The following is a 16,890-nucleotide window of genomic DNA, read 5'->3' as shown; positions in this document are numbered from 1 at the left end:
TCCAGATACGGAAAAGCGGGCGAAAGACCTGGAATGTTAAGTATCGCCAAGTATTTTTAAGACTTAACAGCAAGAAAAATCGTGCAGAATCAATTGGTTTCTGATATTTATTACATCTGAGACTCAAGCGATCCATATAACGCTATATCTGGTAACGATGAAACAAATTAACCGCTATATAATGCGCCAATTGGTCAGTGTGACAGTGTTCGCGACCGTTGTTTTGTGCGTGGCGGTGATGTTGGTGCAATCCGTGCGTCTGGTCGACCTGATTGTAAATCGCGGTCTGCCGCTGCCGGAATTCGCCTATATGGCTTCTTTGATGATCCCCCGTTTCGTGGCTCTGGTGATGCCGATTGCCCTGTTTGGCGCAATGCTTTTCACCTATAACCGGATGATTAGTGACAGCGAGTTGATTGTGATGCGATCGGCTGGGATGAGTTCATCCTCGCTTGCCATGCCCGGATTGGCCATCGCCTCCGCGGCCAGCATAGTCTGTCTGGGCATGACCCTGTATCTGATGCCGATGTCTGCCATGGAAATGCGGTTTTATGTCGACAAGAACCGATCCCAATGGGGGGCGGCCCTGTTGCGTGAAGGGCAGTTTACAACAGTTGGCAAGGCGATCACCATTTTCGTAAAAGAACGCGAAGGGTCCGAGCTGTTCGGCCTGCTATACGACAATCGGGAAGACCCCGAAGCACCCTATACGATCATGGCCGAACGGGGCGCAGTCGTTGAAACCAATGATGGCCCGCGCATTCTGGTCGTCAATGGCAGCCGCCAGACCTTCCAGGACGGTAAAATGCATCTGGTCGAATTTGACCGGACAATGATTGATATCGGCGTCCCCGCCTCCGCTGCCAGCGCGGTCTGGGCGCAGCCTGAAGAACGCTTTCTTCCGGAATTGCTGTCGCCGGATCCGGATAACTCAAATGACATGTATTACTACAGCAAGCTGATCGCAGAAGGACACAGCCGAATAGCCACGGCACTGCTGCCTATCGCCTATTCCATCGCTGCATTGGCGTTTATCCTGCGCGGTGGCTATTCCAGGCGGGGGAATTTTTCGGCACTAGTCAGCGCGATTGGCGCGATGATGGCGCTTCTGATTGGTCATATGAGCCTGGTTTCGGCCTCCGGCTCGGACAATCGCTTGATTCCTTTGATCTATCTGAACTCTGTGATCCCCTCCCTTGTGGGCTTGTATTTCATCTTCCGTCCGACCCGCCATAAGCGTGTGGTCCCCACGACAGTGGCGAATTAGGGTCAGGGCGCAACGATGCGGATATCCAAAACACTCGCCTTTTATATGGGTCGCCAGTTCATGTTCTGGATGATCTGTGTTTTCATTTCCCTGATCGCCATCGCAGCCATGTTCGACATTGTCGAATTGCTGCGCCGCGCATCCGGTCAGAAGGAAGTGACAATCGACATTATCATTCAAATGTCGCTGCTTAAATTACCCAATCTGGTGCAGGAAATGCTGCCATTCGCGGTGCTGCTGGGGGGCATGATGGCGTTCTGGCGCATGGCGAAAGCCAATGAATTGGTGATTTCTCGTGCAGCAGGCGTGTCAGCCTGGCAATTCCTGATGACCCCCATGATCCTGACCTTCCTGGTTGGCGTTGTGTTAATCACAACATTCAATCCTTTTGCCGCCGCAATGCGCTCACATTACGAGAACATGGAAAGCAAGTATCTGGGCAAGAATCATACGGAATTCGCTATGGGGTCCACCGGTGTGTGGTTGCGCCAGGGCAAACAGGATTCCCATGCCGTGATCCACGCAAATACGGTCAGGGGCAGCGGCGACGAAGCGCAATTGCTGGGGGTAATCGTGTTCCAGCTGGAAGGCGACGACCGATTTGTCGGCAGGATCGACGCTGCCAAGGCCACATTGCGCGCCGGATACTGGGAACTTTACGACGCCTATATCTCCGTCCCGGACGAAGCAACCCGTCACGTCGATGTCTATCGTCTGGCGACAGAATTGACGATAGAGGGTATTCAGGACAGCTTTGCTTCTGCCGACACCTTGTCCTTCTGGGAACTCCCCAAATTCATTTCTACGATGGAACAGGCAGGCTTTAATGCAAATGCCCACCGATTGTATCTGAACAGTCTGCTTTCCATGCCGGTACTGTTGTGCGCCATGGTTCTGATCGCAGCAATCTTTTCGATTCGGGTTTCGCGGCGAAGCTCTACAGGCATGATGATCATTGGGGGCGTGGTCAGTGGTTTTCTGTTGTATTTTTTCACAAATATCGTTCATGCATTAGGCATGTCCGCCAGCATTCCCGCAGCCCTGGCGGCGTGGATGCCTGCGGGTGTCGCCATGATGTTGGGCATCACTGCATTGTTGCACTTGGAGGACGGGTGATGACCGCCCCTATGTCGTTCGCCCATCGGTTTGTGCTGGTAACCTGTCTGTCTTTGGGTGGATTTTGCCTGTCTGCCGGTACGGCCATGTCACAAACACAGCAGATTGCCCCTAATACGGCTGAAACCATCAACGAGGACGGTCTGCCGATCCTGCTGAAAGCCGATGAGGTCACGCAAGACCGGGAACTGGGTGTCGTTGTTGCACGCGGCAGCGTTGAAATCGCGCAAGGGGATCGGGTCCTGTTGGCCGATACGTTAAGCTATAACCAGAACGCCAAGACCGTAACGGCCTCTGGCAATGTGAATATCCTGGAACCAGACGGACAGGTCATATTTGCGGATTATGTTGAACTTTCAGAAGACCTGTTAAACGGCACAATTGAAAACCTTCGCATCCTGCTGGCCGGGAATGCCCGCATTGCCGCTGCCGGGGGGCGTCGGACAGATGGTGCGACAATGGAAATGGCGCGGGGCGTCTATTCCCCCTGTAAGGTCTGTAAGGATGACCCCAGCAAAGCTCCCTTATGGCAGATCAAGGCGGATCGTGTCATCCACGACAAGAATGAGAAATCCATCGACTATTATGACGCATCGTTGGAAATGTTCGGGGTTCCGGTTCTGTACACGCCCTATATGACCCATCCGGATCCAACCGTTAAACGCAAAAGCGGCTTTCTGACACCATCCTTTGGGACCAAAACCAATACCGGTTTGTTCCTCAGAACCCCGTATTTCTGGAATCTTGGATCGGATGTCGATATCACCCTGGACCCGATTTTTACGGAAAAGCAAAAAGCCTTAATGGGTGGGGAATATCGACAAGCCTTTGATACCGGCAGGATTAATCTATCCGGCAGTTTTACTTATGCGGATCAGAGCATCGGTAGCCCGACATTTGTGCGCAAGGAAGATGATGTCTTTCGCGGGCATATTTTCACTGATGGCGTATTTGACTTGAGCGAGACCTATCGCGCCGGTTGGGACATCAATCGATCGACGGACCAGACCTATCTTAGAAAGTTCAACTTCTGGGAAGACCCGGGCAATTCTATGACATCGACGGTTTATGCCGAAGGGTTCAGGGGGCGCAACTATATGGCGGCGCGTGCCTATTCCTTTCAGGACCTGCGCCTGGGACAGCGATCCGATACCCCCATCATCCTGCCGTTGCTGGATTACAATGGCGTGGGCGACGCGGGAAAATATGGCGGCCGCTGGACCCTGGACGCCAATGCGCGCGGTCTGACGGATGGCGATGACGCTGACAGCCAGCGTTTCTCGATAAGTGCTGGATATGAACGCGAATTTATCGCGGATTGGGGTTTGGTCACGACAGCATCCGGCAGCCTGCGGGGTGACCTCTATAACGTCGATCAGGACAGCCGCTTTGACTCAGCCGGGCGCAGTGTTGACGATGGCTTGACCGGGCGTGTCATTCCCAGAGTGGGCTTGGAATCCCGGTATCCCATGGCCCGCTATTCCGTGGGGGGACGCCAGGTTATTGAACCTATGGTGGCCCTGTATGCCTCGCCAAATGGTGGTAACCCCGAAAACATTCCTAACAGCGACAGCACCGTCTTTGAAACCGATGACATCAATGTTTTCTCCGCTGACAGGACCCCGGGACTGGACCGCGTAGAAACCGGACAGAAAGCCGTGGCGGGGATCAACCTGTCGCATTTCCAGGATGATGGGGGGCGGTTGTCTCTATTCGTCGGTCAAAGCTATCGCTTCCGAAGCGATCAGGACCTCGCCACCGATGCGCGCCTCGAGAATGAACGTTCAGACTGGGTTGGACGTTTGGAAATCACACCAAATGATTATTTTTCATTATTCTATCGCTTTAATTATGCCGCGAATGAGTTCAAGGCCAACCGGAACGAGCTTGGATTTTCAGCTGGCGGGAGCGGCCTTCGCTTTTCATCCAACTATACCTATATAAGAGACAGTCTGAGTCCGGATGCTGCGTCCATTGAAGAATTATACCTTAACGTCAGCACACAGATGACCGATAACTGGACGACCGAGGTTGGAACGCTGCAGGATCTGAGAGATGGCGGCGGATCGCTGAGCCATACTGCCAGCCTGAAATATGAAGACGAATGCTTTATCTTCCTGGGCAGATACCTGCGCAGCTATATCAACAGCGTCGACATAGAACAGGAAGATGCCTTCATCTTCACACTGACCTATAAGACGTTGGGAGAGGTTACCTTTTAATGCCTGATCGCTTCATGTTTTTGGACATCCCCACAAGGGCATGGCTTGGCTGTGGCAGGACCTTTCTAGCCATTGCCGTGCTGATTGTGTGTGCCTTCACCATCTCTACGGCACAGGCGCAATCGCAAAATAACCTGATGCGCATTGCGGCCGTCGTGAACGACGACATTATCTCCGTGCTGGATCTTGAGCAACGACTGCGCCTTGCAGCGCTGTCTTCAAACCTGAACTTGGACGCGCAAACCCGTCAGCGCCTGATGCCACAGGTTCTGCGCAGCTTGATTGATGAACGTTTGCAATTGCAGGAGGCGACCGCCAACAGCGTCACCGCCACCGATCAGGAAATAGAGACCGAAATTGGCAACCTGGCCCAACGCAATAACATGAACGCCAATCAGCTGGCCGGCCTGTTGGCCAGCCGGGGAATTGATATCCAGACCCTTCGAAATCAATACAATGCCCAAATCGCCTGGGCCAAATATGTCGGGCGACGGCTGATGCGTCAGATAGATGTGGGCGAGGAAGAAATTGATGAGGAATTGGCACGCCTGACCGCTGTCGCCGATCAACCTCAGAAGCGGGTGTATGAAATCTTCCTGGGCATCGATAACCCCGATGAAGCCAATGAAATCCGCAGCAACGCAGAGCGCCTTTTGAACCAAATCCGCAATGGGGCGGATTTTTCGTCATTGGCGCGCAGCTTCTCGCAAAGCGGTACGGCCAGTTCGGGCGGTGATCTGGGTTGGATCGCGCCGGGTCAGTTACCAGATGAGTTGGACTCTGCCCTGCAATCGCTGTCCCCGGGCATGGTGTCGGCCCCGATCCGCAGCATAACCGGGTTTTACCTGCTATATGTCACCGACAGCCAAACCATTGGTCGCGATCCCGGTCAGGCGAAGGTTGATCTGTTTCAATTGATCCAGCGCATTCCCCAGGACAGCGGGTCGGCCACCAAGTCAGATGCCATGGCGGCCCTGACCGCCGCAAAGGCCTCGATTACCAGTTGCGATGCGCTGAAATCTTTTGGCCAGGGGCGGCCTGAGACCAGTGTTGCCGCCGCAGAAGATATCGCCATATCCGAATTGCCCGCCGCCACGCAGAAGGCCATTGACGGATTGCAGCCAGGACAGACATCAGACCCTATTGATATGGGACGGGCTGTTGTGATGGTCACTATTTGTGATCGCCAGGACGCCGGATTGACACTGCCCAGCCGCGAGCAATTGAATGCGCGTTTGACCAATGAACGTCTCGAACTGCTGGTGCGCAGAAAGTTGCGGGACTTGCGGCGCGAGGCCTTTATCGACATCCGCTTATGACCAGCACGCCCCGCCTTGCGCCCATTGCCCTGACCATGGGGGAACCTGCCGGAATTGGCGGCGAAATCACCCGCGCAGCCTGGCTGCGCCGCAACAGTGATGATATTCCGCCCTTTCTGCTTATTGATGATCCTGATCGCCTGCAGGCGCTGGATAATGCATTAGGGGGTGGGGTCCCGATCGTTGAAATTACAAGCCCAGACGAAGCAAACGCTGTCTTTGCCGACGCGATCCCGGTCCTTCGGCAGTCCCTTCCGGTCCAGGTGAATCCGGGACAGCCTGACCCGGCAAATACCAATGCCGTCCTGGCCTCAATTGATCGCGCCGTTACCTTATGCAAGGCCCGCACGGTGTGTGCGATGGTCACAAACCCAATTCATAAGGCGGCATTATATGCGGGCGGCTTCCGCCATCCGGGTCACACGGAATATCTGGCCGATCTGGCCGCCGTCCCTCGCACGGTCATGATGCTTGCCGGGGGCATGATGCTGACAGAAGAAGGCCTGCGGGCAATTCCTGTCACAGTCCATACCAGCCTGCGCGATGCCATTTCCATATTGACCAGCGATTTGATTGTAGAAACCGCCCGTATCCTGAATGCCGATCTGAAACGCTATTTCGGGATCGCCGCCCCGCGCATTGCCGTTGCAGGGCTGAACCCTCATGCAGGTGAAGGCGGCGCCTTGGGGGATGAAGAACAAACCATCCTAGCCCCCGCCCTGGACCAGTTGCGGGCAGAAGGGATGACGATCCTGGGGCCCCTGCCCGCCGATACAATGTTCCACGCAGAAGCCCGCGCCACCTATGATGCGGCCCTGTGTATGTATCATGATCAGGCACTTATTCCAGTAAAGACACTTGATTTCCATGGCGGGGTGAATGTCACGCTGGGCCTGCCCTTTATCCGGACATCGCCGGATCACGGCACTGCCTTTAACATTGCAGGGACAGGGATCGCGCGTCCGGACAGTCTGATCAGCGCCTTGCGCCTGGCTGCGACAATGGCCCGTACCAAATCATGAGCGACACGACAGTTTCAACAGCCCTAGCCGCACTTCCACCCCTGCGGGACGTCATCAAAGCGCATGACCTTGCGGCACGGAAATCGCTTGGACAGAATTTTCTACTAGACCTGAACCTGACCAGCAAAATCGCCCGCAGTGCCGGCGATTTATCAGTCGGAACCATAATTGAAGTTGGCCCTGGCCCGGGCGGTTTGACCCGCGCCCTGATCAGTGAGGGGGCCAGTTCCGTTGTTGCTATTGAAAAGGATCGCCGCTGTCTGGAGGCACTTGCCCCCCTGGTACAAGCGTCCCAGGGGCGCTTACGCCTTATCGAGGGCGATGCCCTGGCGATGGACTACACCACCCTTGGACCAGGCCCGGTGAAGATCGTTGCCAATCTGCCCTATAACATCGCAACCCCCCTATTAATCAATTGGTTACGCAAGGCACAGGATATCGCCAGCCTGTCACTGATGTTCCAAAAGGAAGTGGCAGAGCGGATTGTCGCCCGCCCCGGCGACCAGGCCTATTCGCGCCTGTCGGTCTTGTGCAATTGGCGCTGTGATACCCGGATTTCCTTAACCCTGCCGCCACAGGCGTTCACGCCCCCGCCTAAAGTGTCATCGGCAGTGGTCTCTTTGATCCCAAAAAAACCAGCGCCTGTTGACTGTGACATGGCGGCCCTGGAACAAGTGACCCAGGCCGCCTTCGGTCAGCGCCGTAAAATGCTGCGGGGATCCCTGAAAAGCCTGGTCGCAACCCCCGAAACGGTGCTGGAGGCAGCCGGTATCACCGCGACACGTCGGGCCGAGGAATTGAGCGTCGCGGAATTTGTCGCCCTGACCAGTGCTGTTGAGGCACAAAAGAAACCGACGGCAGGGAACTCCCTACCGTCGGAATAACAGGCATATCATATTGTAAAGTCAGACAGACCAGATCACGTCTCAGGTGCGTCGTCTGGTGACAAATCCGCCTCTTTCGCCTCTACCGGGTCGGGGCCATCCAACATTGTAGATGACAAGATACCTGCATTGGAGCGAATGGCTGATTCAATTTTCTGGGCGACATCCGGGTTTTCCGTTAAGAACCGCTTGGAATTTTCACGACCCTGACCAATGCGCGTGCCTTCATAGGAAAACCAGGCCCCGGATTTTTCAACAATCCCGGCATTCACGCCCAGATCAATCAATTCACCGGTTTTGGAAATTCCTTCGCCATACATGATATCGAATTCAACCATGCGGAAGGGCGGGGCCACCTTGTTTTTGACGACCTTCACGCGGGTCTGGTTACCAACCACAGTGTCCTTATCCTTGATCTGGCCGATGCGACGAATGTCCAGCCGAACCGAGGCATAGAATTTCAGCGCATTTCCACCAGTCGTGGTTTCCGGGCTGCCGAACATCACACCAATCTTCATGCGGATCTGATTAATGAAGATAACCAGACAATTAGACCGCTTGATGGATCCGGTCAGCTTCCGCAGGGCCTGGCTCATCAGGCGCGCTTGAAGACCGACATGGCTGTCGCCCATCTCCCCTTCCAACTCCGCCCGCGGCACCAGGGCCGCCACGGAGTCGACGACCAGAACATCCACAGCACCAGACCGAACCAACGTATCGGCGATTTCCAGTGCCTGTTCCCCGGCATCAGGCTGAGAAATCAGCAATTCATCAACATTTACCCCCAGCTTGCGGGCATAAACCGGATCCAGTGCATGTTCCGCATCGATGAAGGAACAGGTGCCCCCTGCCTTTTGCGCCTCTGCCACGATATGCAGGGCCAGCGTGGTCTTACCCGAGCTTTCAGGCCCGAAGACTTCAATGACGCGCCCTTTCGGAACGCCCCCGATCCCCAGGGCGATATCAAGACCCAGAGACCCCGTTGAGATCGCTTCGATGTCCAAACTGTCCTGCTGGCCCAGCTTCATGATAGAGCCCTTCCCGAAGGAACGCTCAATCTGGCTCAAGGCTGCTTCCAATGCTTTCTGCTTGTCCATGTCTTCCTTGCCCACGAGGCGCAATGCCGCTTGTGTCATGATTGCGATATCCTTCCTGTCACAGCCACGTTGTTCATGCAACTGGCGATACCGTACATGTTCTGTTCTTTTCCGCAAGTTCTTTTTTTATTCTCATTTTATCTATATGAAATCACAGGAGAAAGAGAAAATCCTGTAGTTGTGTTCCTGGTGTGCCCCGGATGTTCTTAAGCGACTCACATTTGGATTTTTTTGATAAGGGTTGGAATTCGTGGTCCGTCCCAGCGGATTTAGTCGCCCGATTCGAGAGCGCCCCTTACGCTTGCGGTCAACTGCTTCAATGAAAATGGTTTGGACAGGAACCGCACCATCGGTAATTCCGCCACCTCATTGGCCACAGCCTCCCGGGTATAGCCCGACATACAGATCACCGGCAGGTCAGGATTTTCTTTCCGCGCCTCTCGAATAAGGGTCGCGCCATCCACTTTCGGCATGACCATATCCGTCACCAACAGGTCAAAGGACTTATCCTTCAGAATTTCCAGGGCGACCTCCCCGGTACGGGCTTCTGTCACCTCATACCCTTTTGACCGTAACGCCCGCGCACTGAAGAGCCGGACGGCATCCTCATCCTCAACAAGCAGGATTCGTTCCCCACCTGTGTCATCCACGGTCGGCATTTCAGGGTTCTGGGCATGGCCTTCATTCTCTGCAGCAACACGTTCCAGCTCTGTTGCGCGCGGCAAATAAAGACTGAAAGACGTTCCTTTCCCGGCCCCGTCAGAATGGGTAACGATAAAGCCGCCCATTTGGGTGATACTGCCATAAACCATGGCCAGCCCCAACCCGGTCCCCTGCCCGACCTCCTTGGTGGTAAAAAAGGGTTCAAAAATCCGCCCCATAACATCCGGTGTCATTCCAGACCCCGTGTCGGTCACTGTGATCATCACATAATCGCCAGGTGGCATGATCTGATCGCGCATCTGATAGGGACGGTCCGCAGCGAAATTATCGGTCTGAATAATCAGCCTGCCGCCCCGTTCCATAGCATCCCTTGCATTCACGGCAAGATTTATGATGCCCTGCTCCAATTGACCACGATCACCTTTTACAGGCCATAAATCGCGGCCGTGAACAATCATCAGTTCAACTGTTTCGCCCAGAAGCCGCCGCAACAGATTGGACAATTCTGCCAACATATCCGTGACATCCACCACGCGGGTGCGAATTGCCTGTTGCCGCGAGAAAGCCAGCAATTGGCGGGTCAGACCGGCTGCCCGGTTGGCATTCTGTTGAATTTGCATGACATCGGCAAAGGATGGATCTCCGGGTTGGTGACGATGCAATAAGAGATCACAAAACCCGATAATGGCCGTCAGAACATTATTAAAATCATGCGCAATCCCGCCCGCCAATTGACCAACCGCTTCCATCTTTTGCGACTGGGCAAACTGGCTTTCCAACCTTTTGCGCTCTGTTGAATCCAAGACATGGAACAGAACACCCGGCCTGTCCTGATCTGGCAAGGCCGTGCGATTTGCATACAGGGTCACAATGCGCTCTTGGGTGGCGGCCAGGCGCATATCAATCGGTTCTGGCGCTTGTCTGTCGCCGCCAACCCCCTTCAGAACCTGGTCCAGAAGAACGGACAGCCGGGGCTGATCATCCAAATGAAAAAGCTCATGAAACGCCCGCCCCTGAACAGGGCGCCCCCCGATCAATCGCCGAAACGCTGAATTTGCCTGATCCATGCGGCCATCCGCATCGATGACGGTCAGGCCGAATGGGGCACGATCCAACGCCCTGTTCGTCAGCGCCAGCTTGCGTTCCATATCATCAATTCGCTGACGATTGCGCGTCACCTCACTTAAAATCAGAAGAACCCGAATGCCGGAAAACCCTTCTCCTGAAGGTGCCTCCCCGGGCGTAGTGGCAGATGACAGGGCGGTGCCGCGAATGCTGATCCATCGAATCGGATCACCGTCCAGCCCCTTTTTCGCCGGAATGGCAAAAACAGGTGGTTCCGGCAAAGGTTCCAATTCGTGCAACGCTGATTTGCAGCGTTCAACAACCAAATCCAGCGCATCACTGATATCGCGGGTGCCCCCCAGAATGCGGGCAACCTCTTCAACGGTGCTGTCGGGTCCGACACGACCATCAAACACGTTTAGCGGATCACAGACAGCCGCCACTGTTGCAATGCCTTCGCCAGAAAGAGTCAAACTGATCGTGCTGGCCCCGACGGCGGTCAACAAGGCAACATGATGGTCTTCCATATCCTGCAATCGCTCAGCGCCCACCTGTTGTACTCGACGCCGCTTCACCCGCCCAAGAAGCGCGCCCCACAGGCGATGGATCATGTCGGCATCCTCCGCCCCTTCAGATTGAACACATAGGAAATGACCTGTGCGACCGCCTCAAAATGCTCAGCCGGCACTTCCTGATCCAAATCAACAGTCGCGTGAAGAGCCCGCGCGAGGGGGGGATTCTCAACAATGGCGATGTCATTTTCCTCTGCGATGCTGCGAATGCGCTGGGCGATCAGATCCTGCCCTTTAGCAACCAGTACAGGCGCTTCCATGGTTTCGGGCTTATAGGACAGCGCCACAGCAAAATGCGTCGGGTTGGTAATCACAACGTCCGCCGTTGGTACAGCCTGCATCATCCGCTCTCTGGATCGTTGCATCCGGATTTGTCGCAGGCGCCCCTTTACCTGTGGGTCCCCTTCCGTGTTCTTATATTCTTCCTTCACTTCCTGCTTCGTCATACGCAGCTGTTTAATGTGTTGATATTGCTGAAACACAACGTCCAGAGCCGCGATCACGAACAGGATTGCCAATATCCCGATAAACACACGAATGATCAGAATCTGGATCTCATACAACAGTTCGGCTGCTTCCATGCTGGCCAGTGTGTCCAGTCTGGATATTTCTGGCAGCAACAAGATGGTTCCGACCGCGCCAACCAGGCCGATCTTGATCAACCCCTTAACGAATTCAACCAGTTGCTTGCTGGAAAACTGCTTCTTCAACCCCTTTAAGGGAGAGAGTTTGCTGAGTTCCGGCTCCATTGGTTTTGCAGATACGTTAAAGCCCGTCTGCGCCACACCTGAGATCACAGCCAGAACAACAAACACCCCCAGCGGCACCATCAAGAGCGTCGCTACCTCCACCAGCATTTTTGAAAGGACCTGGCCCAAACCACCATAATCCGCCAGCAACTGGTCCGGGCGTTCCAGGAAAGTGATCAAGATTTGTGTTAAATTATTCATCAAAGACGGGAATACAAAACTAATCATGATGCCTGTACCAAATAACAGGATCCAGGTATTCACCTCTTTGCTAACGGCCAGCTGGCCCTTTTCGCGCGCCTCGCGCAGCCGTTTGGAAGTGGGCTCTTCTGTTTTTTGGGAGTCGTCTGATTGTTCCGACATCGCGCCTTAAAGCCCCGTTAGAATGGCAGAAATTGCCCCAGCAGCCCATGGAACTGCTTCATGAACCATATCATCATCGCGCTGAGCGTTGTCATCAAGAGAAACAGCCCCATCATGATTTGCAGTGGCATCGCGATAAAGAACACCTGCATCTGAGGCATCAGTCGCGCCAGAAGCCCCAACAGGACATAAAACAACAACCCGACCACCACAATCGGGGATGCTAGTTGAAAGCCTAACTTGAAGGAATTCGCCACTGTCTGGGTCATCACATCGGCCATATCCCCCACCATCGGATAAACACCGGGTTTAAACAGGACATAGCTTTCAACGACTGCCCGGATCAACAGATGATGTGTGTCCGTGGCAAAAATCAGCAGCAAGCCAACCAGGGACAGAAAGATCGACAGCAAGGCCCCCTGATCCGATGCCAGAGGATTGAAGATCAGGGCACTGGCAAGGCCACTCATGAAACTGTAAATTGACCCTGCAATCGCCAGGGCCATGAACAGAACCCGCGTCACGGCACCAATAAAAATGCCGATCAGAATTTCGATAAAGATCAATCCCAACATATCAGACAGGCGCGCGGGAATGGCCGGTATCAAAGGTTCAACCGTTGGCGCGACCACCAGGGACAGCAGCACGGCCAAGGTCAACCGGGCACGGGGATTCAGGAAAGACTCGCCAATTGAGGGCAAGGTCAGAAAGGCGCTGCCGATCCGCGCGAATACCATAAAGACGGTAAATACTTCCGCCGTCAGCAATGCTTTCAGCATGGCAGGACCTTAGGGTCAGGACTCATCCAATCGCGACGATCCGGTCCATCAGAAACAGCGTCAAATCCTGAAGATGGCGCAACATGAATGGCAGCAGCACCAGCATAGCCAGAAAAATGATGATGATCTTAGGCACGAAAGTCAGCGTTACTTCCTGAATTTGTGTCAGTGCCTGGAACACAGCGATAACCAGACCTACGGCCAATCCAATCAACATCAAAGGACTGGACACGATAAGGAGTGCGTAAATCGCCTCCCGCGCGATATCGAGGGCTTGTGCTTCGTTCATGGCATCTCTAACGCAAAATTCACCCTGTCACCAAACAGGGTGCCTGCAATCTAACCGATTCTGCCCCAGTACAGGATGATCAGATCGGCATCCGCAAAATTTCCTGATAGGCAGAAATCACCCGGTCACGCACAGTCACAACGGTGCTTAAGGTTGATTCAGCCTCAGCCAGGGCGGTCACGACCTCGGTCACATTGGCCTGCCCAGCCATCGCACGGGCGGTAACTTCTTCCGCCTTGTAGTTAGACTGCATGGCATCTTCGGCAACGCCCTTGACCATATCCAGAAAGCTGGACCCGGACGCGGGTTGAGCCTGTGGTTGGCTGCCGGTATGGAACATATTCGGACCCGTCGCATTCGCGCGATAGGCCGCAGCGGCACTCATCGGATCTATGGCCATGCTCTCTCTCCTTAACAGCGCACGGGCATCTTAACCCGATTACGCCCCTCTCCTCAATCCCACTCTTGTTTCCCATCATGTCACCGGCCAGGGTCTCTCCTCCCCGCAGATGACACGGCCATCCAGCAAAAGCCTAACGCAGAATGCTGACAGTCTGGGCGAACATTCCCTTTACAGTTTCAACAACGCGCAAATTGGCTTGATAGCTTCGGCTCGCCTCACGCATATCCATGCTCTCTACCAATGTGCTGACATTGGGTAACAGGACATAACCATCCTCATTCGCCGCAGGATGGGCCGGATCGAACTTCAGATCAAAATCTGAATTGTCTTCCCCAATCTGTTTGACCTGAACAACATCTGCGCCCAGTGCCTCGTCCATCTTGTTTTTGAAGGTGATTACCTTGCGGCGATACGGATCCCCCCCTGGGGTCGAAGCGGTCGAATCCGCATTCGCGATATTCTCTGAAATCACCCGCAGGCGCATTCCCTGGGCCCGCATGCCGGATCCCGCGATAAACATTGATGCATTAAAATCATCCATGACTGAACTCCCTTTTTCCTTACCCGGCTTCTCTTACCCTGGCCTCTCTTACACCCGCGCCTCAATCATCCCTGGCCACGGCCAAGGGCGGTGCGATGCAGCGCCAGATATTTGCGATAGATGTTGGTGGCCATGTTATATTCACCGGCGGTCGCCCCCAGTTTCATCATCTGCTCTTCCAGCACGACACCATTTTCAGAAATGGATGTTTCGTAGGTCGTGCCGGCCGCCCCTTCCTGGAATTTGTCATTCGCATCGGGCAGGCTGACATGTTCGGGATTTGTGACCGTCAGATTAACCTTCATATTCTGCCGGGCCATCTGGTCGGTGAAACTCAGCTTCGCAATGTCGCGGGCCTTGTAATCCGGTGTATCGGCGTTGGCGATGTTCTGGGACAACACCCGCTGACGCTGGCTCAGCCAGGACATTTTTTCGGACATCATGCCGAAAATTGCACTATCACCAATAGACATGGGCTCTCTCCTCTCTCTGGCACTCACCCGGCTGTGATTGGGTCTCTCCTCCACCACACAGCCTTGAATACAGCAGTATAAGCAAACAGCGTGCCAGTTTCACTTTCAACCAAACGATTCGGAACGCTATCCATATTTATCTAAATAATATCATGCATTACCATAATCAATTACATCAATTAATCAAATATAAATATACCATAATAATCTATATTCTAAATTTAAATGTAACGAACAAATTAAATTACACATATTTAAAGTTATATTAAAACAAATACCTGATTACATTTAATGTGTTGAATTCTGCAGATCAATGATCCAGGAAAAACCATTGATATTAATATGGTTTTCAGCCTAAATACCCATATCAGAACGGAGCAGACACATGGCGCGATCTTCGACACCAACCGACCAGACGGCGCATGATGGTGCCGATAGCCAAAACCAAAAGGGTCAGAAAAAGAATGCGGTTGCGCTGACCTATAAGCCCAATGATGCTGATTCAGCCCCTGTTGTCAGCGCCAGCGGCGAAGGCTATCTAGCTGAAAGAATTATAGAACTGGCCTTAGCGTCCGGCATACCAGTGCAATCGGATTCCGATCTGGTAGAACTGCTTTCAGCAACAGAAGTGGGGGAAGAGATTCCTATTGAGGCCTTCATCGCGGTGGCGGAAATCCTGCGCTACGTTTACGCTTTGAATGGTCAGTCGGCACCGGTGCCGCCGCTTCCATAGCATTAATATGGTATCGCCTGCCCCCTGACATTGGACTGTGAACGGGCCGATCAGCGCCGCCCCACTTGGACTTGGGTCGATAATCGCTGATTGCGCCGCCATCCGTATTGGAGCCTGGTATGCACCCGGCAGATTATCTGCAATTTGCTCTGGCGCTGATATTTGTATTGGGCCTGATTGGGCTGTGTGCCGTCCTGCTGAAGCGTTTCGGGCCAGGGGGCATGATGGTTGCCCGCCCCCGTGCGGGATCTGCAAAACGCCTGCATATTGTTGATTCATTGACGCTGGATCCGCGGCGCAGATTGGTTCTGGTACGCCGTGACGGGATGGAACACCTGCTTTTGCTAGGGGCGCAATCGGACCTGGCGATTGAAACCGGGATTGATGCCGCGCCTGCACAGGGAGAAACAGCCCCCCCTGCCCCCAATGGCGTCGTTCGGCGATTTGACGATGTGGTGCGCCGCATCAGCACCCGCAAAACCGAGAACAAAGCCCCGGATCAGGAGACCCCGTCGCAATGATCCCAGCACGGCTTTTTCAGGCCCTGAAGGGGCGGTTAATTCCAGCAGCAGGACTGCTGGCGACAGCGATGTTGCTTTTGGTCGGTTCCGCGGTTGTGCTGCCCGCAGGCCCCAGTCTGGCGCAGTCGATCAACATCGATATCGGCGAAGGCGGCACTGTAACCGGCAGACTGGTGCAACTGGTTGCCTTGCTGACGGTCCTGTCCCTAGCGCCGTCCTTGCTGGTTATGATCACCAGTTTCACCCGGTTGATCATCGCGTTTTCTTTGCTGCGCACTGCCTTTGGCGCGCAACAAACGCCGCCCAATACCGTCCTGATCAGCCTGGCGCTGTTTCTGACCTTTTTCATCATGCAGCCCACCCTGGAACGGTCCTATAACGAAGGCATTCAGCCATTGATAGAGGAGCGCATTTCCGAACAGGAAGCCTTTGATCTGGCGATTGCACCCTTCCGGGATTTTATGCTGCGCCATGTTCGGGATCGGGATTTGATGCTGTTCATGGATATTGGCGGCATGCCTGCGGTTGAGAACCCTGAGGATACCCCCCTACGAGCGCTGATCCCGGCCTTTATGATTTCAGAACTGAAACGGGCCTTCGAAATCGGGTTTCTGCTGTTCGTTCCGTTCGTTGTGATCGACATGGTTATCGCGTCGATCCTGATGTCCATGGGGATGATGATGCTGCCCCCGGTGATGATATCCCTGCCCTTCAAGCTGATCTTTTTTGTGCTTGTCGATGGGTGGTATCTGGTCGTGGGCAGTTTGGTTCAAAGCTTCAACCCGGTTTAATGAACCACCTGAAGAACACCA

General features: G+C 54.1%; 17 protein-coding genes. 9 read left to right on the top strand and 8 right to left on the bottom strand.

What is annotated here, in order from left to right:
- The first annotated feature begins 157 nt into the window (after positions 1-157).
- The 6 genes from ACOSDM_RS06765 to rsmA are packed head-to-tail and all read left to right on the top strand — an operon-like array spanning position 158 to position 7,830.
- Positions 158-1,267 (top strand): LptF/LptG family permease, encoded by a 1,110-nt coding sequence (locus ACOSDM_RS06765; protein WP_420723741.1) that lies wholly within the window; start codon positions 158-160, stop codon positions 1,265-1,267.
- Positions 1,268-1,282: 15 nt separating this feature from the next.
- On the top strand, positions 1,283-2,383 hold the full coding sequence (gene lptG / locus ACOSDM_RS06760; RefSeq protein WP_420723740.1) for an LPS export ABC transporter permease LptG: 1,101 nt from the start codon (positions 1,283-1,285) through the stop codon (positions 2,381-2,383).
- On the top strand, positions 2,383-4,605 hold the full coding sequence (locus ACOSDM_RS06755) for an LPS-assembly protein LptD (RefSeq protein WP_420723739.1): 2,223 nt from the start codon (positions 2,383-2,385) through the stop codon (positions 4,603-4,605). The genes lptG and ACOSDM_RS06755 overlap by 1 nt, the downstream gene beginning before the upstream one ends.
- Complete coding sequence (locus ACOSDM_RS06750) at positions 4,605-5,924, top strand: peptidylprolyl isomerase (RefSeq protein ID WP_420723738.1); 1,320 nt, start codon at positions 4,605-4,607, stop codon at positions 5,922-5,924. The genes ACOSDM_RS06755 and ACOSDM_RS06750 overlap by 1 nt, the downstream gene beginning before the upstream one ends.
- Complete coding sequence (gene pdxA, locus ACOSDM_RS06745; protein ID WP_420723737.1) at positions 5,921-6,946, top strand: 4-hydroxythreonine-4-phosphate dehydrogenase PdxA; 1,026 nt, start codon at positions 5,921-5,923, stop codon at positions 6,944-6,946. Before ACOSDM_RS06750 ends, pdxA begins: the two co-directional genes overlap by 4 nt.
- Positions 6,943-7,830 carry a 16S rRNA (adenine(1518)-N(6)/adenine(1519)-N(6))-dimethyltransferase RsmA gene (gene rsmA / locus ACOSDM_RS06740; RefSeq protein ID WP_420723736.1) on the top strand — a complete coding sequence of 296 codons (888 nt, stop codon included), beginning with the start codon at positions 6,943-6,945 and terminating at the stop codon, positions 7,828-7,830. The genes pdxA and rsmA overlap by 4 nt, the downstream gene beginning before the upstream one ends.
- 35 nt (positions 7,831-7,865) lie before the next feature.
- Here rsmA and recA read toward each other — a convergent pair whose 3' ends face one another.
- The 8 genes from recA to flgB all read right to left on the bottom strand — a co-directional run bounded on the left by recA (position 7,866) and on the right by flgB (position 14,824).
- Positions 7,866-8,966, bottom strand: a complete 1,101-nt coding sequence (gene recA, locus ACOSDM_RS06735) for a recombinase RecA (RefSeq protein WP_420723735.1) — start codon at positions 8,964-8,966, stop codon at positions 7,866-7,868.
- A 230-nt stretch (positions 8,967-9,196) separates the two neighbouring features.
- Positions 9,197-11,266, bottom strand: a complete 2,070-nt coding sequence (locus tag ACOSDM_RS06730; protein WP_420723734.1) for a response regulator — start codon at positions 11,264-11,266, stop codon at positions 9,197-9,199.
- The gene (gene flhB / locus ACOSDM_RS06725; protein WP_420723733.1) at positions 11,263-12,339 is read right to left on the bottom strand and encodes a flagellar biosynthesis protein FlhB; all 1,077 of its coding nucleotides are present in this window, start codon (positions 12,337-12,339) and stop codon (positions 11,263-11,265) included. Before flhB ends, ACOSDM_RS06730 begins: the two co-directional genes overlap by 4 nt.
- Before the next feature lie 17 nt (positions 12,340-12,356).
- On the bottom strand, positions 12,357-13,118 hold the full coding sequence (fliR, locus tag ACOSDM_RS06720) for a flagellar biosynthetic protein FliR (protein ID WP_420723732.1): 762 nt from the start codon (positions 13,116-13,118) through the stop codon (positions 12,357-12,359).
- A 22-nt stretch (positions 13,119-13,140) separates the two neighbouring features.
- Positions 13,141-13,407, bottom strand: coding sequence for a flagellar biosynthesis protein FliQ (fliQ, locus tag ACOSDM_RS06715; RefSeq protein WP_420723731.1), 267 nt, complete (start codon positions 13,405-13,407; stop codon positions 13,141-13,143).
- Between the two features lie 79 nt (positions 13,408-13,486).
- Positions 13,487-13,807 (bottom strand): flagellar hook-basal body complex protein FliE, encoded by a 321-nt coding sequence (locus ACOSDM_RS06710; RefSeq protein ID WP_420723730.1) that lies wholly within the window; start codon positions 13,805-13,807, stop codon positions 13,487-13,489.
- 133 nt (positions 13,808-13,940) lie between these two features.
- Positions 13,941-14,351, bottom strand: coding sequence for a flagellar basal body rod protein FlgC (flgC, locus tag ACOSDM_RS06705; RefSeq protein WP_420723729.1), 411 nt, complete (start codon positions 14,349-14,351; stop codon positions 13,941-13,943).
- Between the two features lie 65 nt (positions 14,352-14,416).
- A complete protein-coding gene (gene flgB, locus ACOSDM_RS06700) occupies positions 14,417-14,824 on the bottom strand; it encodes a flagellar basal body rod protein FlgB (protein ID WP_420723728.1) in 408 nt (135 codons plus the stop codon).
- Between the two features lie 385 nt (positions 14,825-15,209).
- On the opposite strand from flgB, the gene ACOSDM_RS06695 reads away from it, so the two are divergent.
- From ACOSDM_RS06695 to fliP, 3 genes are all read left to right on the top strand, one after another.
- Positions 15,210-15,557 (top strand): EscU/YscU/HrcU family type III secretion system export apparatus switch protein, encoded by a 348-nt coding sequence (locus ACOSDM_RS06695; protein WP_420723727.1) that lies wholly within the window; start codon positions 15,210-15,212, stop codon positions 15,555-15,557.
- A gap of 119 nt (positions 15,558-15,676) precedes the next feature.
- Positions 15,677-16,078 carry a flagellar biosynthetic protein FliO gene (locus ACOSDM_RS06690; protein ID WP_420723726.1) on the top strand — a complete coding sequence of 134 codons (402 nt, stop codon included), beginning with the start codon at positions 15,677-15,679 and terminating at the stop codon, positions 16,076-16,078.
- Positions 16,075-16,869 (top strand): flagellar type III secretion system pore protein FliP, encoded by a 795-nt coding sequence (gene fliP / locus ACOSDM_RS06685; RefSeq protein WP_420723725.1) that lies wholly within the window; start codon positions 16,075-16,077, stop codon positions 16,867-16,869. Before ACOSDM_RS06690 ends, fliP begins: the two co-directional genes overlap by 4 nt.
- The last annotated feature ends 21 nt before the right edge of the window (positions 16,870-16,890 follow it).

This window comes from Hwanghaeella sp. LZ110, from assembly GCF_048892525.1.
Taxonomy (GTDB): domain Bacteria; phylum Pseudomonadota; class Alphaproteobacteria; order UBA8366; family Aestuariispiraceae; genus Pacificispira.
Note: the sequence above shows the minus strand (reverse complement) of the source record. Positions and strands in the feature narration are given on the sequence as shown.